The sequence below is a fragment of the Wolbachia endosymbiont (group B) of Episyrphus balteatus genome, assembly GCF_947250575.1.
Classification (GTDB): domain Bacteria; phylum Pseudomonadota; class Alphaproteobacteria; order Rickettsiales; family Anaplasmataceae; genus Wolbachia.
This window is the reverse complement of sequence record NZ_OX366325.1, coordinates 995,149-1,018,771: the sequence shown is the minus strand read 5'-3', so window position 1 is coordinate 1,018,771 and position 23,623 is coordinate 995,149. Positions and strand designations below refer to the sequence as shown.

Annotated in this window: 20 protein-coding genes, 1 tRNA gene and 1 rRNA gene; 21 read left to right on the top strand and 1 reads right to left on the bottom strand. The window is 33.8% G+C overall.

Annotated elements, in window-relative coordinates; all coding sequences use genetic code 11:
• Positions 1-82 precede the first annotated feature (82 nt).
• The 3 genes from rpoD (at position 83) to OOL05_RS04800 (ending at position 2,901) form a co-directional block, all read left to right on the top strand.
• Positions 83-1,981 carry an RNA polymerase sigma factor RpoD gene (gene rpoD / locus OOL05_RS04810; protein ID WP_264730817.1) on the top strand — a complete coding sequence of 633 codons (1,899 nt, stop codon included), beginning with the start codon at positions 83-85 and terminating at the stop codon, positions 1,979-1,981.
• A gap of 616 nt (positions 1,982-2,597) precedes the next feature.
• Positions 2,598-2,744, top strand: coding sequence for a GDSL family lipase (locus OOL05_RS04805; protein ID WP_236607939.1), 147 nt, complete (start codon positions 2,598-2,600; stop codon positions 2,742-2,744).
• A gap of 13 nt (positions 2,745-2,757) precedes the next feature.
• Positions 2,758-2,901, top strand: coding sequence for a GDSL family lipase (locus tag OOL05_RS04800; protein ID WP_264686918.1), 144 nt, complete (start codon positions 2,758-2,760; stop codon positions 2,899-2,901).
• A 707-nt stretch (positions 2,902-3,608) separates the two neighbouring features.
• On the opposite strand, the gene OOL05_RS04795 is transcribed toward OOL05_RS04800, so the two are convergent.
• On the bottom strand, positions 3,609-4,226 hold the full coding sequence (locus OOL05_RS04795) for a hypothetical protein (protein WP_029237695.1): 618 nt from the start codon (positions 4,224-4,226) through the stop codon (positions 3,609-3,611).
• Between the two features lie 153 nt (positions 4,227-4,379).
• Between OOL05_RS04795 and OOL05_RS04790 the strand changes: the two genes are divergently transcribed.
• The 18 genes from OOL05_RS04790 to OOL05_RS04705 all read left to right on the top strand — a co-directional run bounded on the left by OOL05_RS04790 (position 4,380) and on the right by OOL05_RS04705 (position 23,535).
• Positions 4,380-5,883 (top strand): 16S ribosomal RNA (locus tag OOL05_RS04790).
• A 102-nt stretch (positions 5,884-5,985) separates the two neighbouring features.
• A complete protein-coding gene (gene sdhC, locus OOL05_RS04785) occupies positions 5,986-6,363 on the top strand; it encodes a succinate dehydrogenase, cytochrome b556 subunit (RefSeq protein WP_264730025.1) in 378 nt (125 codons plus the stop codon).
• Positions 6,360-6,725 (top strand): succinate dehydrogenase, hydrophobic membrane anchor protein, encoded by a 366-nt coding sequence (sdhD, locus tag OOL05_RS04780; RefSeq protein ID WP_064085698.1) that lies wholly within the window; start codon positions 6,360-6,362, stop codon positions 6,723-6,725. Before sdhC ends, sdhD begins: the two co-directional genes overlap by 4 nt.
• Positions 6,726-6,801: 76 nt before the next feature.
• Positions 6,802-8,049 carry a hypothetical protein gene (locus tag OOL05_RS04775; RefSeq protein WP_139686622.1) on the top strand — a complete coding sequence of 416 codons (1,248 nt, stop codon included), beginning with the start codon at positions 6,802-6,804 and terminating at the stop codon, positions 8,047-8,049.
• 109 nt (positions 8,050-8,158) lie between these two features.
• The gene (locus OOL05_RS04770) at positions 8,159-9,460 is read left to right on the top strand and encodes a sugar phosphate nucleotidyltransferase (RefSeq protein ID WP_264375966.1); all 1,302 of its coding nucleotides are present in this window, start codon (positions 8,159-8,161) and stop codon (positions 9,458-9,460) included.
• Positions 9,461-9,576: 116 nt separating this feature from the next.
• Positions 9,577-10,806, top strand: coding sequence for a lipoprotein-releasing ABC transporter permease subunit (locus tag OOL05_RS04765; RefSeq protein ID WP_264375965.1), 1,230 nt, complete (start codon positions 9,577-9,579; stop codon positions 10,804-10,806).
• On the top strand, positions 10,799-11,530 hold the full coding sequence (locus OOL05_RS04760; protein ID WP_226079284.1) for a hypothetical protein: 732 nt from the start codon (positions 10,799-10,801) through the stop codon (positions 11,528-11,530). The genes OOL05_RS04765 and OOL05_RS04760 overlap by 8 nt, the downstream gene beginning before the upstream one ends.
• A complete protein-coding gene (locus tag OOL05_RS04755; protein WP_264375964.1) occupies positions 11,527-12,747 on the top strand; it encodes a tetratricopeptide repeat protein in 1,221 nt (406 codons plus the stop codon). Before OOL05_RS04760 ends, OOL05_RS04755 begins: the two co-directional genes overlap by 4 nt.
• Before the next feature lie 166 nt (positions 12,748-12,913).
• On the top strand, positions 12,914-13,786 hold the full coding sequence (gene atpG / locus OOL05_RS04750; RefSeq protein WP_063630933.1) for an ATP synthase F1 subunit gamma: 873 nt from the start codon (positions 12,914-12,916) through the stop codon (positions 13,784-13,786).
• A gap of 18 nt (positions 13,787-13,804) precedes the next feature.
• Entirely contained in the window at positions 13,805-15,139 is a 1,335-nt protein-coding gene (locus OOL05_RS04745) for a TldD/PmbA family protein (protein ID WP_264730021.1), read from the top strand.
• Between the two features lie 174 nt (positions 15,140-15,313).
• On the top strand, positions 15,314-15,565 hold the full coding sequence (locus OOL05_RS04740; protein WP_064085705.1) for a cold-shock protein: 252 nt from the start codon (positions 15,314-15,316) through the stop codon (positions 15,563-15,565).
• Positions 15,566-15,599: 34 nt separating this feature from the next.
• Positions 15,600-16,826 (top strand): DEAD/DEAH box helicase, encoded by a 1,227-nt coding sequence (locus tag OOL05_RS04735; RefSeq protein WP_264375962.1) that lies wholly within the window; start codon positions 15,600-15,602, stop codon positions 16,824-16,826.
• Between the two features lie 297 nt (positions 16,827-17,123).
• Positions 17,124-19,403 carry an AAA family ATPase gene (locus tag OOL05_RS04730; RefSeq protein ID WP_264730019.1) on the top strand — a complete coding sequence of 760 codons (2,280 nt, stop codon included), beginning with the start codon at positions 17,124-17,126 and terminating at the stop codon, positions 19,401-19,403.
• Between the two features lie 56 nt (positions 19,404-19,459).
• Positions 19,460-20,458 carry a molecular chaperone DnaJ gene (locus OOL05_RS04725; RefSeq protein WP_264375961.1) on the top strand — a complete coding sequence of 333 codons (999 nt, stop codon included), beginning with the start codon at positions 19,460-19,462 and terminating at the stop codon, positions 20,456-20,458.
• Between the two features lie 58 nt (positions 20,459-20,516).
• Positions 20,517-21,413 (top strand): class I fructose-bisphosphate aldolase, encoded by an 897-nt coding sequence (locus OOL05_RS04720; RefSeq protein WP_264375960.1) that lies wholly within the window; start codon positions 20,517-20,519, stop codon positions 21,411-21,413.
• A 5-nt stretch (positions 21,414-21,418) separates the two neighbouring features.
• Positions 21,419-21,490, top strand: a tRNA-Cys gene (locus tag OOL05_RS04715).
• Positions 21,491-21,597: 107 nt separating this feature from the next.
• The gene (locus OOL05_RS04710) at positions 21,598-22,395 is read left to right on the top strand and encodes a hypothetical protein (protein ID WP_006015735.1); all 798 of its coding nucleotides are present in this window, start codon (positions 21,598-21,600) and stop codon (positions 22,393-22,395) included.
• A 72-nt stretch (positions 22,396-22,467) separates the two neighbouring features.
• Positions 22,468-23,535: a quinone-dependent dihydroorotate dehydrogenase gene (locus tag OOL05_RS04705; RefSeq protein ID WP_264375958.1), complete on the top strand. Its 1,068-nt coding sequence runs from the start codon at positions 22,468-22,470 to the stop codon at positions 23,533-23,535.
• The last annotated feature ends 88 nt before the right edge of the window (positions 23,536-23,623 follow it).

The following is a 23,623-nucleotide window of genomic DNA, read 5'->3' as shown; positions in this document are numbered from 1 at the left end:
AATTAAGAATAAAACTATAAGCTTGCTAATTGTAAGTTTATTTGATAAATAAGAAATAAAATTATAAACTGTAAAGGTAATGATGTCAACTATTAATGGTACGGAAGATAGGAAAAAGATCATCAAAGATCTTGTAACCAAAAGTATAAGAAAGGGCGGTTTTATCACTTTTGATGATATAAATGATAAGTTGTCAGATGAAAGTTTTCCACCTGATTTTATAGATGATACTATAGCTTTATTGCAAGACTCTGGAATTAACATACTCGAAAGTAGTGAGGATGAGGAAGAAGCTCCTTCTAATGATGATGGTAATAAGCTTGATGATGATGAGACATCGTTGAATACTACTACAACTTTAGTGCAAAATGATGATCCAGTAAGGATTTATTTACAAGATATGAGCTCTGTAAAGCTTTTGTCACGAGCAGATGAAATTAAGATAGCAAAAAAAATTGAATCTGAAAAGCATAACATGTTACGTGCAATAATTGAAACATCAGTGGTATTCAACATGATCAAAACATGGCGTGATGATTTAAGTGGGGGAACTTTTTTGCTGAGAGAAATGATAAATCTAGATGCAATTTATAACTCTGATTTCAATATGGTAGCCAAAGAAGAAAGTGAAGCTGAAGATGTTAAAGATTATGTTGATGATGAGGAAAAAGGCAACGATGAAAAGGGAAATGAGAGTGAAGATATAAGTTCAGCGAATTTAAACATTTCTGTTCTTGAAATGGAAAGTGATTTATTGCCAAAGGTTATCACAGCATTGGATGAGATCATTACTTTAACAAATGAAGCATTGGTATTGAAAAAAAATTCTAAAGATTTCTCTAATGAGCTAGAAAATTTATATAATCAAATATGGTCTGTAGCATTACAAATTCAGTTTAGTGATGCTGCTATTGCCAGAATTACACAAAAACTTTACGAAATAAATAGACTAATCACGTTTGAAGAAGCTAATCTTATTACTGAGGCTAGAAAGTACGATATTGATAGAGAAAGTTTCTATAATATTTATTGTGCTGTGCTTTTAGAGCACGAATTGAGCGAAATCAGTCTTTTAAAGAAGAATGAAAATCAGTCCCTTTTTACAGGTGAATTAAAAAATAAATTCTTAAGGTTTATAAACGATAACTATGAATATATAGCTAGTGCCTTAAGAAATATTAAGAGTTATGTACAAGGAGATAAAGTACAAGAGTTTAAGGAGCTAATCAAGAGAATACAAAAACACGAACGAGAAGTCTCTGAAGCAAAGCAAGAGATGATAAAGGCTAATTTAAGGCTAGTGGTTTCAATTGCTAAAAAGTATTCAAAAAGAGGACTTGATCTACTTGACTTGATACAAGAAGGCAATATTGGTCTTATGAAGGCTGTAGATAAGTTTGATTACAAACGTGGATATAAATTTTCGACTTATGGTACTTGGTGGGTAAAACAATCAATAACTAGGGCAATACCTGAACAGTCTAAAGTAGTTAGAATACCAGTTCATATGGTGGAAATTATCAGTAAAATCAATAAAGCATTAAGAAAGATGACTCATGGAATGGGTAGAGAGCCAACATTAGAGGAATTAAGTATAGAATTGGCAATGCCGATAGAAAGAATACGTAAAGTTATGAAAATAGCAAGAGATCCAGTAAGTCTTGAAGCTCCAACAGGAAAGGATGATAGTAGTACCTTCGGTGATTGTATAGAAGATAAGCGAGTTTCTAAACCAGAGGATGCTGCAATACTTGCCGACTTGCGCGGTATTACGACCAATGTTCTTGCAACTTTAACACCAAAAGAAGAAAGAATTCTAAGGATGCGCTTTGGCCTTGGTAAAGATGGAAAGGAGCATACCTTAGAAGAAGTAGGAAAAATTTTTAATGTTACACGTGAAAGAATTAGGCAAATAGAGGCAAAAGCACTACGTAAGTTGAAACATCCAAGCCGTGCTAAAAAACTTAGAGGTTTCTTTTAAGGCAGAAGGGCTGCTCAAAAAATAGGTAAAATTCAGCCAAAGTTCTATAATTTTACCCTATTTTTCTTTTTTTATAGGCTTCATAGAGCAGTATGATTAGATATTGAATGTTATGGCAAATGAAAAGAATAACTCTAATTCAAAGTGTAAAAATTTTTGTGTTCTGGGTGATAGTTTATCTGATAATGGTGTAATTATTGAAATTTTAATAACTTATCCTTTGTAAGAAACGTGAAACTTAATGCCCCTTTTTATTAAAGAGGATTTTTAGCAATGGCCTTACTATTGTTGAATATGTAGCAAGGTATTTAGGTTTAGAAGAATTTAAGTCATCATGGAGATGCTCATTTTTTGATCGATACTATGAACAGTAAGGTCATAACTATGCGATTTTATATGCAACAGCATCTGAAATTCTTAACCCTATTTTTTCTTATTTCCTCAATAAATTTCGTTTAGTTAATCAGCTAAACGCAGTAATTAAACATCATCCAGACGTAGGTAAAGGAGATTTTATTTTTCATTATAATCGAGGAAATAATATTATGGGTGCCACTGCTTATAACAATGTTAAAGCAGAAAAAGTATTGAAATAAAGCGGTTAGTGAAATATGTAATGCATTTGGTTCTAAATGAATATGGTGTAAAGCATGTGATTGTTGCAAATGTGACTGAGGTTGGTTTGATACTAGCTTTAATAAAGACGAAAAGCAAGAGAGCTGGCTGCAAAGCTTACACAGAGTTTCAATACAAAATTAGCTAATGATTTAGATTATATGAAGAAAGGTGCAGATCTTGAAATAAAAGCATTCGATCTTAATTCTAAAATGAAAAGTATGCTTGGTAAATATAAGAGCAAAGGGTTAAATAATCGAGATGCATACCTATCAAACATCGTAGACCAGTTTGGGGGAGGGTGATTTGGAAAAAGTATAAAGATACTCTTGTTGATATTTAAAGGAAGGCTTGATACTTACTATAATTCTGGATGCAGCCAGAAATACTAAAGGATTATTTCTTTTTTGATTATTTTTATCCAACTGCAGAACCTTGTTGTGAAGTTGGTAATGAAATGTATGAGTTGATAAAAAATTAGATTTCTTTTAAACATCTTTACGGTTTGTAGTAACTATCTGTGTAGCTGAATGGTAAAGGGAGGGGGTAAACAAAGTAATCTAAAATATAGAGAAAATACAACGGTGCTTGATACATAGCTATTGCGATTTTATACTCTTTTTGTCATTTTAGTGCTAGAATGACATTCTGCGAGTGAAGTTTATTCTTTGATATATTAACTATAAATATAGAGAAGTCTTACTAAATAAAAAGGTAAAAGGAACCTCTGAGTAGTGAAATTTTGACTCTATATTACTGTAAGTGGTGCTGTAATAATGTTCTAACAAGCGCGACTTGGCTGAGTATAGAAAAAATTTAAAAAACCGCTATAATTTTACGTAATCTACCAATAAACACCTAAGTTTTTACTGGATTTTGTGATTGATCCTACAGTCAAAAACAAATTTTGAGTCATAAATACTTTTAGTGCCATAATAAAATAGGGAGGTTTGTCAAGTAAAGTTCTTTATTTCATTAGATGCGCTGCCAAATTGTTATGCAAGCAAGTTTTTTAGTTTTCGTATATCCGAAGTAATTCTTGTGCATTGGCCTTGATTAGAGTCGGACATTCTCTATCATTTAATAATGAATGCAATATTTCAATTGCACCTTTAATGTCGTTACTGTGTATCTTTACTATAGCGATAGCTTCTTGGCTTGAATAAGGGTACACTGCATTTGATTCTAAATTACTAATTTTATCTCTATTTGTTTTTTCACCGCTGGAGTGAAGTAAGCTCATTACTTCTAAGTATTGTGCTAACTCACGCAAAACATCAGGAGCATCTTTATCGTCTGCCAAATCATTATAAATAATAGATGCTGTGTCTGTTGGCATTGAATCTGAGATATGATTGAATGCGCGTTCAAAATTTGCTAAATACTCCCAATTTGAATCTATTTCTTCTAGCAGTGACTTATTATCTTTTTTTAAGAATAATACTTCGTAAAACTTGTCACCTGCAGTTATAGATTGTTTTGTGTTATCAATGTTGCGCAATAAGTATAATGTGATGCCAACTAACATTGGCGCGAGTGCAAGCAGAAAGATGTATTTTTTCATGGTAATATTCCAAATAGTTATATATTTATACATTAATGCTTTTGATTTGCAAAAACATATTGACATAGTGATTATATCACATAATAATATTCTTAGAGTTGTTTGAATAGTTGGAGATTAAAATATTTCTAAAGTAGAAATAAAGACAGCAGTATTAAGCTAAATTATTTTTTGTCGGATTTATCCGATGTACCCTCAACCTTTTATAGGTTGAAGTCTAAATTTGAGAGTTTGATCCTGGCTCAGAATGAACGCTGGCGGCAGGCCTAACACATGCAAGTCGAACGGAGTTATATTGTAGCTTGCTATGGTATAGCTTAGTGGCAGACGGGTGAGTAATGTATAGGAATCTACCTAGTAGTATGGAATAATTGTTGGAAACGGCAACTAATACCGTATACGCCCTACGGGGGAAAAATTTATTGCTATTAGATGAGCCTATATTAGATTAGCTAGTTGGTGGAGTAATAGCCTACCAAGGCAATGATCTATAGCTGATCTGAGAGGATGATCAGCCACACTGGAACTGAGATACGGTCCAGACTCCTACGGGAGGCAGCAGTGGGGAATATTGGACAATGGGCGAAAGCCTGATCCAGCCATGCCGCATGAGTGAAGAAGGCCTTTGGGTTGTAAAGCTCTTTTAGTGAGGAAGATAATGACGGTACTCACAGAAGAAGTCCTGGCTAACTCCGTGCCAGCAGCCGCGGTAATACGGAGAGGGCTAGCGTTATTCGGAATTATTGGGCGTAAAGGGCGCGTAGGCTGGTTAATAAGTTAAAAGTGAAATCCCGAGGCTTAACCTTGGAATTGCTTTTAAAACTATTAATCTAGAGATTGAAAGAGGATAGAGGAATTCCTGATGTAGAGGTAAAATTCGTAAATATTAGGAGGAACACCAGTGGCGAAGGCGTCTATCTGGTTCAAATCTGACGCTGAAGCGCGAAGGCGTGGGGAGCAAACAGGATTAGATACCCTGGTAGTCCACGCTGTAAACGATGAATGTTAAATATGGGAAGTTTACTTTCTGTATTACAGCTAACGCGTTAAACATTCCGCCTGGGGACTACGGTCGCAAGATTAAAACTCAAAGGAATTGACGGGGACCCGCACAAGCGGTGGAGCATGTGGTTTAATTCGATGCAACGCGAAAAACCTTACCACTTCTTGACATGGAAATCATACCTATTCGAAGGGATAGGGTCGGTTCGGCCGGATTTTACACAAGTGTTGCATGGCTGTCGTCAGCTCGTGTCGTGAGATGTTGGGTTAAGTCCCGCAACGAGCGCAACCCTCATCCTTAGTTGCTATCAGGTAATGCTGAGTACTTTAAGGAAACTGCCAGTGATAAGCTGGAGGAAGGTGGGGATGATGTCAAGTCATCATGGCCTTTATGGAGTGGGCTACACACGTGCTACAATGGTGTCTACAATGGGCTGCAAGGTGCGCAAGCTTAAGCTAATCCCTAAAAGACATCTCAGTTCGGATTGTACTCTGCAACTCGAGTACATGAAGTTGGAATCGCTAGTAATCGTGGATCAGCATGCCACGGTGAATACGTTCTCGGGTCTTGTACACACTGCCCGTCACGCCATGGGAATTGGTTTCACTCGAAGCTAATGGCCTAACCGCAAGGAAGGAGTTATTTAAAGTGGGATCAGTGACTGGGGTGAAGTCGTAACAAGGTAGCAGTAGGGGAATCTGCAGCTGGATTACCTCCTTAGGCTTTGTACGTAATTCACCATTTCAAATAATAGTGTCATTATGTACTATACTGCTGTCTTTACTTCTACTTTATTTTTTAATTTCTCGATAACGAAATTTTATGAGTAACAGGTCTCTTTCCCCACATTTACAAATATATAAAGTACAAGTTACTAGTTTTTTTTCTATTATGCATAGATTGACTGGTATCTTGCTATTTCTTTTATTAATCATACTTTCTTGGTATTTTATATTATATGTTTACTCCCCTAAGTTAATTATAGTAAGGTGCTTAAATGCATTATTGTTCACTCCTGTTGCTAAATTAGCTTATATCTTATGCTTTGTAAGCTTTATGTATCATTTTCTTAATGGTATTCGTCATTTATTGTGGGATGCTGGGCTTAATTTAGAAATTGCTAGTGTTTTAAAAAGTGCTATATTACTAACAATAATGCTATTTCTTTCTACTATGGCTTTTTTATTTATATTTATATGAGTCAATCTGTAAATTCAGTACATCATTGGTGGATCCAGCGTGTTTCTGCGGTGATTTTGTTATTTTTATTTCCTTGGTTTATTTACTCATTTTCTTGCACATTTTATGTTGATAGCCCTTTATCTTTTAATGAAAAATTATTTCAGGCTATTAATCATCCACTAGAGCTTTTGTTTTTTGTTATACTGGTGTTTTGCATTTTTTGGCATGCAGTTCTTGGAATGCAGGTAGTGTGTGAAGATTATATAGACAGAGTACCTCTAAGGATTTTTACAATTACATGCATGAAATACTTATCAAGCATTACTTATATAGTCCTTGCTTTTACGACTTTTTTCTTTTATAGGCATATTTTCTTGTAAAGTTGCCAGTTCTATGTTAATATATTATTAGTGTACTAGTTTTATTATTGAACTATAGCGATTTTGGTTTAGCAATATGTTAGAGACATTGAAAAAGTGGGGAATAGACCTTACGCTAAAGGTGAAGGATCTATTTAGTTCATCTGAGTCTCAAGTTTATGTCAAAGACCTTAGAAAGGTAATGATATATGAGGATGGACGAAAGTGTCAATATCCAAAAAATTATGATCAGATTGTAGATTCTGGGAGAGTTGTAAAAAAAAATGACAAGCTTGTAAAAGATAAAGACGGAAATCCAGAGTACCAGCTTATATATAATGAATACAAATTTGATCTAGCCTTGGTTAAGGAAATTGATAAAAAATCTTACTTTACTATTGACTTTTTAGTTAGTAAAGGTAGGCGTGAGGTTAATGATTATAGTAAATTTTATAAGCCATTTAAGTTTTCAAAAATAGATCTTGAAAAACACTTGCCGGTCTTTGAGGTTGATACTAAGTTACTTAGATTAACTAATTCTTCTTTTCTTGCTAAAAAAGGTTGCTTCATCAATGATGACACGGGAGAAGTTGATGAGAAAGATAGAGATGAAAAAGGAAGAAATGGAAAATTACTATACGCTAGTGATTACAAGAAGCTAAGCACCCATTTTTCAGAAATTAGAGATCAGGATGGTAATCTAGAGCTAGATAAAAGTCTTATATCTGTTTCTATCGTTTTTGCTACAAGCTTGGCTAAAGTTTGTACTAAATTGTTGACCTCTCTTCCTATAAAGTTAGGGGAGTATTTAATAAGCGAACAAAACCCAATTGCAAAGTCTTTTGGCTATCTTTTGTTCACCCCTGCAATGGCAGTAAAAAATTTAGTGAATATGGGAGCTACCATACTTAAGGCTCCAATTTTATTGTTTGTAGCAAATGAGAAAAAGTATGGTGATGCTTATCTTACTATGTGGAAACACCAATTGAAAGAATGTTGGAAAGAAGTAAAAAGCGACTTTAATGTTGTTACAAATGGGGAAAGGCCAAAGCCGAAGCAGAAGGATCATAAGCCACTTAGCATAGCGGGTACATGGAAAGAGCTTAACGCTAGAAAATCAGATATTGAAAAAAACTTAGAGAAGGGGTTGAGCAAAAATAGTGAAAGTATAGATAAATCTAGAGAACTAGGTGTTGGAGAAAGCTTAAAGGAAAAGTTGCAAAACAAAACTGATGAAAAAGTAGCTGCAGCCGTTAATCAAAAAAGCAACACTCCTCATATTGATAGAGAGATAGAAAGAAGACAAGACTCATCACGAAATGTAGGGACTCCATCACGCTCGTAGTCAACCATCACTTTAAATTACTTTTTACTTTAATCATCTCACAATAAAAACTTGCATGCATTTTGCCGTTAGTATAAGATATTAATCAAATAATTAATATCTTAATTAAATGCGCCCTGTAATACTGTGTGGTGGTAGTGGCAGCAGACTTTGGCCTCTATCTAAGCCAAAGCAATTTCAGAAAATATTTAGTCAGAATACTATGTTTCACAACACTTTGTTGAGGCTAAAAGGCGATTATATGCCACCCATCATTACCACAAATATACAATATGAGTCATTATTGATGCAGGAATTACATGCATTACAGGAATGTAAAGTAGTTTTTGAACCAGTTAAAATTGGGACAGCGGCAGCAATACTAATTGCTGTGCTTCTCTGCGATAGGAACGAGACAATCTTAGTTCTGCCTTCAGACCATTTTATAGGTGATTTGAATAGTTTTTATGTTTCTATTGAGAAAGCGTCTAAGCTAGCCTCTGAAACTGACTCTATAGTCACTTTTGGGATAAAGCCTCATGAATTCAATTCGGAATACGGCTATATAAATGCAGTATATGGTCAGAAAGGGAAATATCACATAGTAAAGAGCTTTATAGAAAAGCCTGAATATGAGCTGGACAATAATCATTATTGGAACTCTGGAATATTTGTGTTTAGAGCAAAACGCTATATAGATGAGATAAAAAAAATTGCTCCGACTCTCTATAATTTATGTTGTGAAAGTATGAAGCATTTTGTACCACGAGAGAGATTTCTGTATTTAGAACAGCAAAATTGTGCAGGAATGGGTGATACATCTATTGATCACCTAGTGATAGAAAAAGCAGAAAATATTGCAATGGTAGAAGCTAATTTTGATTGGATGGATATTGGTACTTGGAGTTCAGTTTTAGAACTGAGTAAGAGATTTAGTGAGAATTTAGTTTCATTTCAGCATGTAACAAAAGGAAGAGAGCCAGTTTTGATGACAGAAAATGATGAAAAGATTTTATTAGGTAGAGTTTATAAACGGCAAAATAAGAGCCTAATGTTGTTCATTAATAAAGTTAAAGAAGCAAAGCCAACAAGGAAAGAGATTAAGCCATGGGGATTTTATAGTGTGATTTTAATGGGTAAGGATTTTCTTATAAAATACCTTTTTATAAATCCACTGAGCTGCACTTCTAAGCAATTTCACCACTATAGAGATGAGTACCATATAATACTATCAGGGGTTGGATGCGTGAGTTTAGATGACAAAACATATGCTATAACAAAAAATCATGTAGTAGAGATTCCAAGGAAGGTGTTTCATAAAATTGAGAATAAAAGTACAAGATTTCCTCTTGAGATAGTTGAGTTTCAGGTAGGAAAGTTTTTATCTGATAATGATATAGTAAGATCGGACGATATATATGGAAGGTCTTAATATAGAATATTGAATATATTCTATAAGCTTGCTAAATTTAGACAACCTAATTTGAGGTAAAGGAAAAATTACAGTTATATGAAGCATAAAAAGTATGATATTTAAATCTTAGTATAATGTCTATTGCCTTTGAATTTACTATGGCTATTCGCTATTTGCGAGCAAAGAATTCTAGATTTTGCTCTATAATGGCCTTGTTTTCTATTATTGGTATTGCTCTTGGAGTTGCAACGCTAATAGTAGTAATGTCTGTAATGAATGGGTTCAGAGCAAAGCTGCTCGACTCTGTACTTGGCATTAATGGCCATATTAATGTTTACTTTGATAGAAGCATAAATTCAGATTACCACGCAGTGTTAAAATCTATTGAGAAAATCCCAGGTGTATTAAAAGCTACTTCTATGACCAATGATCAAGTGATCGTTGCATCAAATGGTGGAATTGTGGGTAGCGTAGTTCGTGGTGTATCAGCTAAAGACTTATTTAATAACACTACCGTTAAGAATAATGTAATTATGGGTAACGTGGAAAAATTCGATGAAGGTATCATAATAGGGGCAAGATTAGCAGAAGCTTTGAATATTGATTATGGTGATAACATTATGCTTATATCAACTGAAGGATTTGACGCACTGTCTGGTGAAATACCAAAAATGAAAGAATATAAAGTTGTAGCAATATTTGATATGGGTATGTTTGAGTACGACAATACCTTGATGTATATGCCCATGAAATCAGCTCAGGCTTTTTTTAATTATAAAGATAGTGTGAGAAATATAGAAGTGTTCATAGACGATATTGCTGCGGCTAATAAGCTAGCAAATGCTATAGTAGAAGAAACAGGAATGAAAGCTGAAAGTTGGCAATCTCAGCAAAGCCATTATGTTAATGCTTTAAAAACTGAAAGAAATGTGATGTTTTTAATTCTTACTTTGATTATAGTTGTGGCAGCATTCAATATTGTTTCAAGTTTGATGATGATAGTGCAAGAAAAGAAATCCGCAATTGCAATTATGCGTACGTTTGGTGCAACAAGTGGAAGCATTATGCGCATATTTTGTGCTTGTGGGCTATTAATTGGTTTTACAGGAACTTGTCTTGGCTCTGTTATAGGAGTTATTTTTTCTCTCAACATTGAAAATATTAGAGTGTTTTTAGAAAACATTACCAACATCAAGCTATTTGATCCTATGATATACTTTTTTTCAAGTTTGCCAGTGATATTAGTTTCTCAAGATGTAGTGAACATTTCTGCACTTGCATTGTTCTTGTCATTTTTAGCAACAATTCCTCCTGCATTGCAGGCAGCTGCACAAGACCCAGCGGAGATATTACGTTATGAATGATACTCGAAAAAAATGCATAGGTTGGTTCTTAATTATATTGTTATTTGTTAGCCATATTGCAATAAATAACATAATATTTTTCAAAATAAATCAGCAAGAAAGTGAAAATAGTATAAATGGTTTAACGGAAAAGATGGATGAACTTAGAGTATTGCTTGAAGTGAATCAATCTAGGGTAGAGAAAAGGATATTTGACTTAAAGAGAAATCTGCACACTCAATGTGAGCAAGGTGATGGTAGTTTAAGGCATAAGAACCTCGCAAAGTTGCTGCTACTTGTGATTAAGATGAAGAATTCGTTATTGCGAGAAGCCAAGTTTGATAATCATATAAATTCAATAAAGCCTTTGATATCAGAGCTTGACGATCCAGAGATAGAAAATGCAGTAAATGAATTGGAAAATTTGAAAGAGGTAGATACTTTACGCGGGTTGAAATTGTCTTTTGAGAAGAACATGACTGTTATTAACTACAATAAAAGTAACTTGTTTAAAAAAATCATTTCAAATTGGATAAAGATAGATGATCGTAGTGATCCACTCAGGTTAAAGCTTGCGGAAATTGAAGAATTAATAAGCGATAATGATTGGCAGAGCATAGCCACCGCAATAAGTGACTTAACATACCCAGAATTCAAACCATGGCTTAATAAATTGAATGATTTTATTGTAGCTTTCAAGAATACTTCAATAATATATCGTCACTTATTACAATACATCTCATGATTTATTTTATAATTTTTGCTTTTTCGTTTTTATTTGGCATATGGATCAAGGTAAGTGGTGAAGTAATAAAATTGGAATTAGGCAATTACACTATAAGTATTGATCTATATTTCGTTATTCTTGCTTGCGTAGTCTTATTATTTTTATTGATTGCAGTTGCACGTTTTTGTTCTTCTATTTCATCAACATTTGCTAACATAAAAAATAGAAGAAGAAGTAGGGAAGAATTGCTTCTCTTTGAAGCTTTCTTTAGCTTAGACTTAGGTAATATAGAGAACACCAATAAGCTAATTAAAAATCTAAATGAAGAAAGTGATAAATTATCTTTAGTAAAGCTCTTTAATTCAGGTAAAACGGGAAATTACAGCTTTTTCAGCCATAATTTAACGAGTATTGCAAGTAAAAATCGCAACTTAGCTCTACTTCTGATAAATAAACTGATTATTCACCTAAAGCAAGAAAGGTTAGTCTTTCAAAAATTTATAGAATATTGCTCTAGTTCAATTAATGATAAAATTTTGTCTATTCCCTTTCAAATAGAGCATTGTATATTGCAAGAAGATTGGATAAATGCAATTTCAAAGTTAAAGGAAGCTATCAAATTCAATATTTTTCTTCCCTTTGATCGTAAAAAGATGTTAGCGGTTTTTTATTGCGCTTTAGCAAAGCAATACGAAAGTAAAGGAAGTTTTTACAAAGCTATAGATTATTTAGCTAAAGCACAAAGTTATTATGCAACTTTTCAGCCCATCAATTATTTAAAGGCAGAATTATATATCAAGCTTGAAAAAATCAGAAAAGCTTCCACAGTATTAGAGGAAGAGTATACAGTAAATCCTACTCCTCAATCAGCTAGAATGTATATCAAGTTAAATAATAAAGGCGCTGAAAGACTATATAACTTACGCCCTGATTATTATTTTAGTTATTGCTTGCTTGCTTTGTCTTCAATTAGCTTAGGGAAATATGATCTTGCAAGTCAGCATTTAGATATTGCTATGAAAAAAGCTAATTACATATCAATCTACCTTGTTATGGTACAGCTCAAGATTATGTTGCAAGAGTATGATCAAGCAATTTATTGGTTAAACAGGATGGACTCAGAAGCTGTGCCTGATCCAGGTTGGAAATGTGCTGATTGTAATAAAGAGCTAAAGCAATGGGATTATAAGTGCTCAAGTTGCAATAGTCTTAATTGTATTTACCTTATATTATAAGACTCCATAAGGTGTGATACTTTTACATCGAGATTGCTTTAATATAATCTTTATCTCAAAACAGTAAATCTGTGAGTTTCTTAGTTAGGTTTGACTCCAATGTCAAAAAAACTTGTTTTTAGACATTACCAGTTATATATTTTAATAAATTAGAATTATATACAAAATGAAGAGCTTAAAGGAATTATCCTTAAGAATTAAAAATATTAAGTCTGTGCAGAAAACCACGAAAATAATGCAAATGGTTTCTGCAGCAAAATTATTACAAAGCCAAAAGAAATTATCAAATTCAAAATTGCATATATCTAAGCTGCATAGCATTATTTCTTCACTAGCGCTATCAGCGGATCAAGAGTTACTAGCAAGAATTCTAAATATCAATAATGAAGATTCTTTCCTAGTATTTATTATTGCATCTGATCGTGGTTTATGTGGCAGCTTTAACTCCTCTGTTGTTAAATTCAGTCAGGAGCATATAAACAAATTAATTGCAAATGATAAGAAAGTAGACATTGTTTTTTTTGGTAAGAAAGCTTTTGAGACAGGCAAAAATAGATTTAATTCTAAAAATATCTTGAAGGTTGAAAATAGTAAGGGAATCACACTAAAGCGTGTGGAAGCCTTGGTTAGTGATATAGATCTAAGTAAATACAATAAAGTTAAGGTTTTTTACAGTAAATTCTATAATACCTTCATGCAAAAGCCAATATTAGAAACAATAAAACCATGGAGTAAAGACTCATTATTAATTGATAATTCTGTAGTTAGTCCTCTAACAGATTACAGCTATGAGTATGAACCACAAAATATTGAGTTTATTTTAAAATCTTTGACTCAAGATTATGTTACAGCTGCTCTTTATTCTGCTTTACTTGAAAGTGCAGCAAGTGAAAATAGTGCTAGGATGGTTGCTATGGAATCAGCAAACAGAAATACAAAAGAAATGCTAAATAAACTAGCATTACTTTATAATCGTTCTCGTCAAGCAGCAATTACAACTGATTTGATTGAAGTTATAGGTGGTGCAGAATCTTTATAGAAACTCAAGGAATGAAAAATGAATATATTAAATATTGCAGCAGATATCACTAAACTAATAAAAAAGCAGAATCAAGACGCAGAAGTTACAATATATGAAACTAATAAGACCTCGGTTTCTCAGCGTCTATCAAAAATTGAACAAATATCACAATCTAGAAACTGTACTGTCGGAATTAGAGCTATAGCAGGTAAGAACAAAGCTGCGTATATTTCCACAAACGATTTGAATAATCTTAGTAGTGCAGTGAGCCAAGTGGTGGAAATGGCAAAGAATGCCCAGGAAGATCCTTATATTAGTTTTGCTGTAGATGGCAGTAATTATATCTCTTCTGCAGATTTAAATATCTCAGATAATAATGTTGTAACAATTGATAAATTAAAAGAAATTACTGAAGCTACAGAAAATTCAGCTCTTGCACATAAAAATATTATTAATTCCGAAGGAGCTTCATCTTCACATACTTCAGTAAATACAGTATTATCAACCGTTTCTGGTTTTGTTGGTTCATTTAGTAAGTCAACTTTTGTTAATCAGGTTTCTGTTGTTGCTGGAGAAAAGAGTGAAATGAAAATAGGCTACGATTACGATGTAGCATGCAACTTCAGTGATTTAAAAACACCGGAGTCAATAGGGAAAGAAGCAGCAAAAAGAGCAATAGATCAATTGGGTTCATGTACAATCAGGACAGGCAAATTTCCGGTTGTTTTTGAAAAAAGAGCAGCAAAAGAGCTAGTAAAGAGCTTTGCTTCTGCCATAAATGGTAGCAATATTGTAAATAATAGCTCTTTTTTGAGAAATAGTTTAAATAATCAAATTTTTAATACTGAGATTAGCATTATTGATGACCCATTGTTACCAAGGGGTATAACATCAAGACCGTTTGACGGGGAAGGAATAATGAGCAGAAGAAATGAATTTGTAAAAAATGGAGTACTGCAAAACTGGATTTTAGATCTATATTCGGCTAGGAAATTAAACTTGGAAACGACCGCAAATGCAACTCGTGCAAGTAATGCTGCAATTATTCCTTCAGCTAGTAATTTCTATTTCAAAAATGGTAATAGATCGTTTAAGGAATTAATTGACGAAGTAAAAGAAGGAATATATGTAACTGATTTATTTGGTTTTGGTGTTAATTTAATCAATGGCGATTATAGTCAAGGTGCATGCGGATTTTTTATAGAAAATGGTAAAATAACGTATCCAATACACGAGATTACTGTTGCCGACAATTTGAAAAATATGTTTAGCAATTTAGTTGTTGCAAATGACCTAACTTTCTGTGGGCAGTTTAATTCACCAACGATTAAAGTTAGCGAAATGACAGTAGCAGGTTCACTTAGTGATTAAAAATTTTAGTTGCATTAAGTACAATAATTGTGTAATATTACTATGTAATGTTAAGAATAGACTATGGAGTATAGAAGTTTAGTTGCAGTAACTAAGCTTAAAGCATTCTAAATCGTAATTTCAAAGTTTTTCATCACATTAATAATATTAGTTAGTAGTTTAGGAGTTATCCATATGGAATTTGGTAATATAAAATGGTTTAATGTTGAAAAAGGCTATGGTTTCATTAAGCCAGAAGGTAAAGGTGAGGACGTTTTTTTACATGTTAGTACATTAGAACGTTCAGGAATAAGACCTGATGCACTTCGAGGAGAGGATAAAAAGGGAGGAATGAAAGGGGAAAGAGTAAGTTATGAGCTTAAAGAAGAGCGTGGTAGGAACGGAGAAAATAAAAAGTCTGCAATAAATTTAAGATTGGAAGATTAGTCTATCGTGAAGCTTTTTAATAGGGTAATGTATTGTGAGTAATTTTCATGAAATGGGGCTTCCAACTTTGCTTAGGCAAGCTCTAAGTAAAAATAATCTTTGTGTTCCAACCCCGATTCAGGTGCAAGCGATTCCTCTAGCTCTTCAGGGCAAAGATATTCTTGGGTCTGCTCAAACGGGAACTGGAAAAACCTTAGCGTTTGCTATTCCACTGGTTGCTAAATTGATGAATGAGCCAAGCATTGGTTCAGCTTTAGTCATCGTGCCAACCAGAGAGCTTGCTCATCAGGTAACAAGTGAGATAAGAAAACTCTTATCTCAAAGTTCTTTACTAAGAGTTGCTTTGTTGATCGGAGGCGAGCCTATTTTTAGGCAGCTAAATCAGCTTCAGAAAAAACCACAAATTATAATAGGTACTCCTGGTCGTATTATAGACCATATTGAGCGTAAAACTTTAGTTACTCGGAATGTTGGTATTCTTGTGCTTGATGAGACGGATCGTATGTTTGATATGGGCTTTGGAATTCAGATTGAAGAAATTATGAAGCATTTGCCTAAAATAAGGCAAAATCTTATGTTTTCTGCAACTCTTCCTGGAGAAATAGTAAAACTTACTGAAAAATATCTTAATCAACCAGAGCGTGTTTCTGTTGATTGCCAGGCTACAACTTCTGTAAAAATTAAACAAGAAGTTGTTTATGCATCAGAATCAGAAAAATATGGCAAGCTTGTTACACAATTATGTCAGCGCAAAGGATCGATCATTATTTTTGTTAAAACAAAGCGAGGAGCGGATCAGCTAGCTGACAAATTGCACAAAGATGACTATAGCGCTTTGGCAATTCATGGTGATTTAAGGCAGCACAAGCGTGAAAGAGTCATTGATTCTTTTCGTCGTGGCCGCAATCAAATCATGGTTGCAACAGATGTTGCTTCTCGCGGCCTTGATATTCCGCACATTCAACATGTTATCAATTATGATGTACCACAATCGCAAGCTGATTATGTTCATCGTATAGGTAGAACTGCACGTGCGGGAGCTGAAGGATTTGCATTATCTTTTGTTACACCTCAAGATAAGAGAAGACTGCCTTCACTAGCAGATAAAGAAGGAGAGCCAAATTTTGATTGTAGTATGCAATCTCAAAAACGTAACAGCAAAAAGATCTTTAAAAGGCCAAGTACGTTAAAGGCTAAATACGGTAGAAAAAAGATCAATGTATTTAAGAAGAAAAGCAGAGTACTAGAAAAAGCGTATTAATGTACTTAACTATTCTTCTATTCTTTAAAAGCTCCAGTAAACTTGCTGCAAAGTGAAGTGATTGGAGGATGGTAGAAAGAATATATAGCTAGCCCAAATTAGATTTACCTACAATTTGATAATCTTAGTTCTGCTGCTTATAACGTTTTGAGATTATCACAACGGTATAATGTTAGGCTGTGTGGACTATAATCTGTAGCTTAATTCAATTTGGCTACAACGAGCTGCTAGATTTCAGTTTTTTTAATAATTGTGTGCTACTAATTATATATAAATTTACACTTTTAAAGAGAATAGATGATTTCTAAAAATTTAGAGGCAAGTTTAAATAGAGCGTTACAGATTGCTTCTGATTGTAAGCTTAAATATGCAAAAGTGGAACATTTGTTGCTAGCATTAACCAAAGATGTGGATGTAAATTATGTTTTATCAAGATGTAACATCAGAGCTGGTGAAATCATAAATATAGATAATATTATATTAAGGAATGATCGTGGTAATAATACAAAAGGTTTTTTACAAGACAACTCCGAATTAACTGTCAATAAAGTTGAGCCTGATGTGCTATTTCAACGCATAATACATAAAGCCATGATACGAGCTCATCGTCTGGGAAGAAAAGAAATAAATGGAGCAAGTATTCTATTAGAGATTCTGTCTGAGCAAGATTTATATATTGAAGAGCTATTACGCAAACAGAATGCAAAGGGTTCTAATTTGATTTATAACATATCCAATATAAAATATTCAGGTGATATAGAAGAATATGTAACTAATCGCAAGATAAAACTTGATAAGAATAACGATATCTCTACTGTAGCAAATAAAGGTGAATTATTAAAAGATGAAGAAGTTCTACAAAATTATTGTAGAAATTTAAATGATTATGCAAGAAGCAAAAAAATAGATTATGTCATTGGTCGTGATTATGAATTAAATCGCACTATAGAAATCTTGCTAAGACGCAGAAAAAATAACCCTTTATATGTCGGAGAACCAGGTGTTGGTAAAACAACAATAGTTGAAGGCTTGGTATTGAAAATTATTGAAGGTAGTGTTCCGAGTGCACTGAGATCCAGCATAATTTATGCTTTGGATTTAGGATCACTTCTTGCAGGAACACGCTATAGAGGTGACTTCGAAGAGAGAATAAAATCTATAATAAAAGTAATTGAGGCAAAACCTGGCGCTATTCTTTTCATTGATGAAATACACACTATTATTGGAGCAGGTTCAACAAGTGGCAGCTTTCTTGATGCTGGCAATCTGCTCAAACCTGCACTTGCAAGAGGTGCGTTGCGTTGTATAGGTGCAACTACATATAGAGAATATAGCAATAGCTTTGAAAAGGATAAAGCATTAGCAAGGAGGTTTCAAAAAATTAATGTAAAAGAGTCTTCTATTAATGATACAGTAAAGATACTAGATGGTATAAAGCATTACTATGAAAGGTATCATGGGGTATATTACACGAAACATGCCATTAAATCTGCAGCTGAACTTTCACACAAGTATATTACTGGGCGAATATTACCTGATAAAGCAGTTGATGTTATAGATGAAGCAGGGGCGTATTGTAAGTTACAAAAAAACAGGCGAAAAATTATAAACAGTAGAGATATTAAGAATACTATCACTAGGATTACAAACGTACCTTGCGAGCTTGATGATGTGCAAAGAGTAAAATCTTTGAAAGAAAATCTCAAGAAAGCCATTTTTGGTCAAGAGCAAGCGATAGAGTCTCTTGTTAATTCTATTAAAATTGCTAAATCTGGTCTAAGAAGTTACAGTAAACCCTTGGCAAATTATCTTTTTGCAGGACCAACTGGCGTAGGTAAGACTGAGCTTGCAAAGAAATTAGCACAGAATATGGGTATGAACCTTATACGATTTGATATGTCCGAGTATATGGAACCTCACACAATATCTAGAATGATTGGTTCCCCTCCTGGATATGTGGGTTACGACCAAGGTGGATTGCTTACAGAATCTGTATCTAACAATCAATATAGTGTGGTACTTCTTGATGAAATTGAGAAAGCTCATAGTGATATTTACAATATATTACTACAAGTCATGGATTATGGTTATGTTACAGATACTTACGGGCGTAAAGTTAATTTTTCCAATACAATTTTAATTATGACAACCAATGCAGGTGCATTTGAGCGTAGCAAAAGTTCTATTGGCTTTGGGTATAAGGACTTTAATATTGGTGATAGCGAAAAAGCAGTAGAACGGATTTTTAGCCCTGAATTTCGTAATCGCTTGGATGCAGTCATTTCTTTTTCTGACCTCAATTTAGATGTCATTTTGTATATTGTGGATAAATTTGTTCAAGAATTGAAAAAGCAACTTATGCAAAAGGGCATAAGTTGCTCAGTCGAAGAGGAAGTAAAGTTTTATCTTGCACAAACTGGCTACAGCAAAGAAATGGGAGCACGTCCGATAGAGAGGTTGATTGAAAAAGAGATAAAAAGTCATTTGGCTGAAGAAATGCTGAATCGTCAATTAATCAAAGGAAAGAAATTAAGGATTTATATGGATAAACAAGAAATTGCTTTTGATATAGTTTAAATTCTTGCTTGAGTATTAAATTTGTAGTATAGTCACTATTTTTTAATGAGGCTATAGTGGCAAGTTTAACCAGAAATCAATATTACAGTAATCAAGATTTACAGAACTTATTTTCAAGGCTGGGAATAAAAGCAGAAGAAGTAATAAGCCAGGAGTTTGATGATGTACTTAAGTTAGTTGAGCGGCACTTTAGAAGAGCTTCATTAAAATGTCACCCTGATAAAGTAGTAGGAGAGAAAGAGAAAAAAATAGCTGAAGAAAAGTTTAAAAAACTTAGTGCAGATAAAGATAAGCTAGAGAAATATCTTAACGACTTAAAAGCAGCTGGCATATCTATAACATTACAGCGAGAAGTGCAGGAAAAACAAAGGAGAATCAATGAGATTCTATTGCGTAGAGAGAAAGCTGTGAATAGAGCATGTTTATTTTTTATATTAGCAAATGTGGTACTTGGTCCGTCGCATAAAGTCAAATATTGCTTATCGCAGCTTGCTAACAGTGGCAAAGTGCAAAATATTGCTTATAAATTTTATGCATTCAGCATCGGAGTTTGGCCATGGTTATTTATTATATCCTTTTGTAGTATTATCTATGCAGCAAGTAAACAAAGAGGCTCACAAGAGGAAAATCTAGATAGGTTAAATAGAAGATACAATCTACTTATTGCTGCTGATAATTATGTGATATGTATGGCAGCAGCGTTTGCTGTGTGCAGTTTAGCATCGGAAATTGCACAAAATGGCTGTCCTGTTCAATATGGAACAATGCTGATAGTTAATTTGGCATTGGATTTATTACTTATTGCTTTACTTAGAACTTTTACGAAAGCTTCTGAATTATATAGCGAACACTGCATTCAGCGTTTATATGAAGAAGACACAGAATTTAGCTACAAGGAAAAATTTGCATGGTATGACTACAAATTAGTGCTTATGCCACTCATTCTTCCTATTGTTAAAATGTATTTTGAAGATTTAATTCAAGAAAAACCACAGCAGCACACCACCGATCCTAAAGTTACACCTTTAAATATAGGTGTAGGAACAAGAGCATAAAAAGATCTTTGCTTCAACTATGGTTTTTGCTACACTTTAAGCAAACTTGAAGGTGTTAATGAGTAAAGAAGTAAACCGAATTCTAGATTATTACGAAAGTGAAAATCCTGGGGTAAAAGCAAATCTTGCTCGTATTCTTATGCATGGAAAACTTAGTGGAACTGGCAAGTTAGTAATTCTCCCTGTAGATCAAGGATTTGAGCATGGGCCAATAAAAAGTTTTGAAGTTAACCCTAATGCTTACGATCCGCATTATCATTTTCAGCTTGCAGTTGATTCGGGAGTAAGCGCGTACGCTGCTCCGCTTGGTATGATCGAAGCTGGTGCTTCAACTTATGCTGGAATGCTACCACTTATTTTGAAGCTTAATAGTGCTAACTCCTTGCACTCGAAAAACTTAACTTCTGATCAAGCAATAACTGCTTCTGTAAAAGATGCGCTGCGTTTGGGTTGCGTAGCTGTTGGGTTTACTATATATCCTGGTTCTGCTAAGTGCTTCGATATGATGGAAGAAGCTCGCGAAATTATAGCTGAGGCTAAGTCTTGCGGCCTTGCCGTAGTGCTATGGTCTTATCCACGCGGTGAAGGAATTTCCAAAGAAGGCGAAACAGCAGTTGATGTTATTGCCTATGCTGCGCACATAGCAGCTTTACTTGGCGCTAATATAATCAAAGTAAAACTTCCAATTAACTATTTGGAAAGGGAGAAAATAGAAACAGAAAATATTGAGTCATTATCTAAAAGAATTGAATATGTTAAAAGATCTTGTTTTGCAGGGAAAAGAATAGTAGTTTTTTCTGGTGGCGAGTCAAAATCAGTGAATGACATATGCAATGAAGCGAAAGAAATTAAGCAAGGCGGTGGTAATGGTTCAATTATCGGGCGTAACACTTTTCAAAGAAAAAGAGAGGATGCTTTATCTATGCTAAAAGATATAATGGATATCTATGCATAAAAAACGGCTGGGTGGCAGAATGGCTTATGCGGAGGACTGCAAATCCTTTTATACCGGTTCAATTCCGGTCCCGGCCTCTTACTCCAATTAGATCGTTTTTTCTTCTGAAATTTTAACAAGAAGTGTGGCTTTTAATGAAATATTTAAAAAAATAAGATACTATATTCAAAATATAAGCAGTAAAATGCCAAAGAGATTAACAGAAGTTTTATTATTGATTGGTTTGCCCTTCTTGCTTACCAGTTGCACTTTTCACTATTTATTAAAGAGCTCGTATACTCATCTTGCACCAGAAAAGTACCCTTCATCCAACAAACAGCCGGTTTACGTCGGTACAGCTTACAGTGCACAGACTATATATAATGCGTTATTTAATGACTTTCTGTTAATAGGTAAGTCATCATTCACAGCCAAACATGGGCGTGCTAGTCAATATGTTAACTATGGAAGAGAAGTTGGAGCAGATGTGATAATCGTATCATTTCAAAATATGCAAAAGGATAAAGAGCATTTTAGCATCACAGAAAAACTATTATGGGACACAAGCTTAACAACATTTCATACAAGGACCATTATAAACTTTGATCAGGACGTACTCTTTCTAAAAAAGGTAGGTGATGCAAAAGCTCCATGGGAATATGTCAAAGGAGAGTTCAAGCTTCACGAAAAAGACGATACTGATCCATATCTAGGGAATTGGGTAGGGTATAGAATATGCAAGATTGCAATATCTTCTTCAGAAGATGAATACTTAGGATTTGTAAATGAAGATAATTGTAAAGAAAAATCTGGAATAAATAAGATGCTTGCTTGGAAAAATGGGGATGTAAGGTTGCGGATTAATAAACAATCAAAACAGGGATTTTATTTAAATCGAAATAAGATTCCTATACTAATAAAATCTCAAATTAACAAATTTGGCTACCTCGAATTAGTAGATAAAAATACTGATCAAGTTCTGGTTTCCCTTCAGAAAAATTAGTTTTTACTACTCATAGAAACTATATACTTACTATTTTGATAAACCTCAAGCTTTCTAAGTTATTCTTGTTGCATGGTAAAAAATAAACTAAAAATAAGCAAAGTGTTTTACAAAATGATATTACGTAATTTATTGTTTTTACTGCCGCCTGAAATTGCTCACTCCTTGGTAATAACGGCGTTAAAAAAGATGCCCTGTAGGAAACCTATAGAACTACCTAAGTCTTTAAATGTAAACTTTTTTGGTAATAAAATTAGGAGTCCTGTAGGTCTTGCTGCAGGTTTTGATAAAAATGCGGAAGTTATAAAGCCGATGCTCTCATTTGGTTTTGGATTTATTGAGGCTGGTACTGTAACTAAACATCCCCAATATGGAAACAAAAAACCGAGAATTTTTCGATTAATTAAAGATGAAGGAATAATTAATAGATTGGGATTTAATAATAAAGGAGTAGACTATTTTCTTAAACAGATAAGTGAAACTAAACTTGGTGATTGTATTTTTGGTATAAATATAGGAAGAAACAGTACATCAAAGGACCAAATCAGCGATTATGTTGACTTAATAAAGATAGTATATGGAAAGAGCAATTATATAGTACTGAACATCTCATCCCCAAACACACCTAACTTGCGCGATTTGCACAATAAACAAGAATTATCCAAATTGTTGAAATCTATCACTCTAACTCGGAAATCAATCGATAGCTCTGAATCGATACCGATAATATTAAAAATTTCTCCAGATATAGATCAGCAAGCAAAAGAAGATATCGCTGAGCTTGCACTAGAATATAAAATTGACGGCTTAATAGTAAGCAACACTACGATAAGTCGAGATTCTTACTATAATGAGAGTGGTGGGTTGAGCGGCAGACCATTGTTTCAACTTTCAACCGAGTTATTGAGTGATATGTACAAGCTTACTAAGAGCAGGATTCTATTGATAGGATGTGGGGGAGTTTCAAGTGGTATTGACGCATATGAAAAAATAAAGGCAGGAGCCTCTTTAGTACAACTGTACACTGCTCTCGTATATCAGGGGCATCAAGTTGTGAACAAAATCAATCTGGAGCTTGCAGAATTGGTAAAAAGAGATGGATTTAGTAACATTACTGAAGCAGTGGGTTGTATACATTAATTTTGGAAGTTATTGATATTGTTTTAGTAAAGTAGAGCTAACTTTTTAGTGTAAAGGTATGATAGGGAGTGCTTTTCTTTTGAATGAT

Coding starts and splice junctions, on each gene's coding strand:
- rpoD (WP_264730817.1), top strand. CDS start 83: ATGTCAACTATTAATGGTACGGAAGATAGGAAAAAGATCATCAAAGAT.
- OOL05_RS04795 (WP_029237695.1), bottom strand. CDS start 4,226: ATGTCAATATGTTTTTGCAAATCAAAAGCATTAATGTATAAATATATA.
- OOL05_RS04710 (WP_006015735.1), top strand. CDS start 21,598: ATGCCAAAGAGATTAACAGAAGTTTTATTATTGATTGGTTTGCCCTTC.
- OOL05_RS04765 (WP_264375965.1), top strand. CDS start 9,577: ATGTCTATTGCCTTTGAATTTACTATGGCTATTCGCTATTTGCGAGCA.
- atpG (WP_063630933.1), top strand. CDS start 12,914: ATGAAGAGCTTAAAGGAATTATCCTTAAGAATTAAAAATATTAAGTCT.
- OOL05_RS04745 (WP_264730021.1), top strand. CDS start 13,805: ATGAATATATTAAATATTGCAGCAGATATCACTAAACTAATAAAAAAG.
- OOL05_RS04730 (WP_264730019.1), top strand. CDS start 17,124: ATGATTTCTAAAAATTTAGAGGCAAGTTTAAATAGAGCGTTACAGATT.
- OOL05_RS04805 (WP_236607939.1), top strand. CDS start 2,598: ATGCATTTGGTTCTAAATGAATATGGTGTAAAGCATGTGATTGTTGCA.
- sdhC (WP_264730025.1), top strand. CDS start 5,986: ATGAGTAACAGGTCTCTTTCCCCACATTTACAAATATATAAAGTACAA.
- OOL05_RS04800 (WP_264686918.1), top strand. CDS start 2,758: ATGAAGAAAGGTGCAGATCTTGAAATAAAAGCATTCGATCTTAATTCT.
- OOL05_RS04770 (WP_264375966.1), top strand. CDS start 8,159: ATGCGCCCTGTAATACTGTGTGGTGGTAGTGGCAGCAGACTTTGGCCT.
- OOL05_RS04775 (WP_139686622.1), top strand. CDS start 6,802: ATGTTAGAGACATTGAAAAAGTGGGGAATAGACCTTACGCTAAAGGTG.
- sdhD (WP_064085698.1), top strand. CDS start 6,360: ATGAGTCAATCTGTAAATTCAGTACATCATTGGTGGATCCAGCGTGTT.
- OOL05_RS04705 (WP_264375958.1), top strand. CDS start 22,468: ATGGTAAAAAATAAACTAAAAATAAGCAAAGTGTTTTACAAAATGATA.
- OOL05_RS04760 (WP_226079284.1), top strand. CDS start 10,799: ATGAATGATACTCGAAAAAAATGCATAGGTTGGTTCTTAATTATATTG.
- OOL05_RS04755 (WP_264375964.1), top strand. CDS start 11,527: ATGATTTATTTTATAATTTTTGCTTTTTCGTTTTTATTTGGCATATGG.
- OOL05_RS04720 (WP_264375960.1), top strand. CDS start 20,517: ATGAGTAAAGAAGTAAACCGAATTCTAGATTATTACGAAAGTGAAAAT.
- OOL05_RS04740 (WP_064085705.1), top strand. CDS start 15,314: ATGGAATTTGGTAATATAAAATGGTTTAATGTTGAAAAAGGCTATGGT.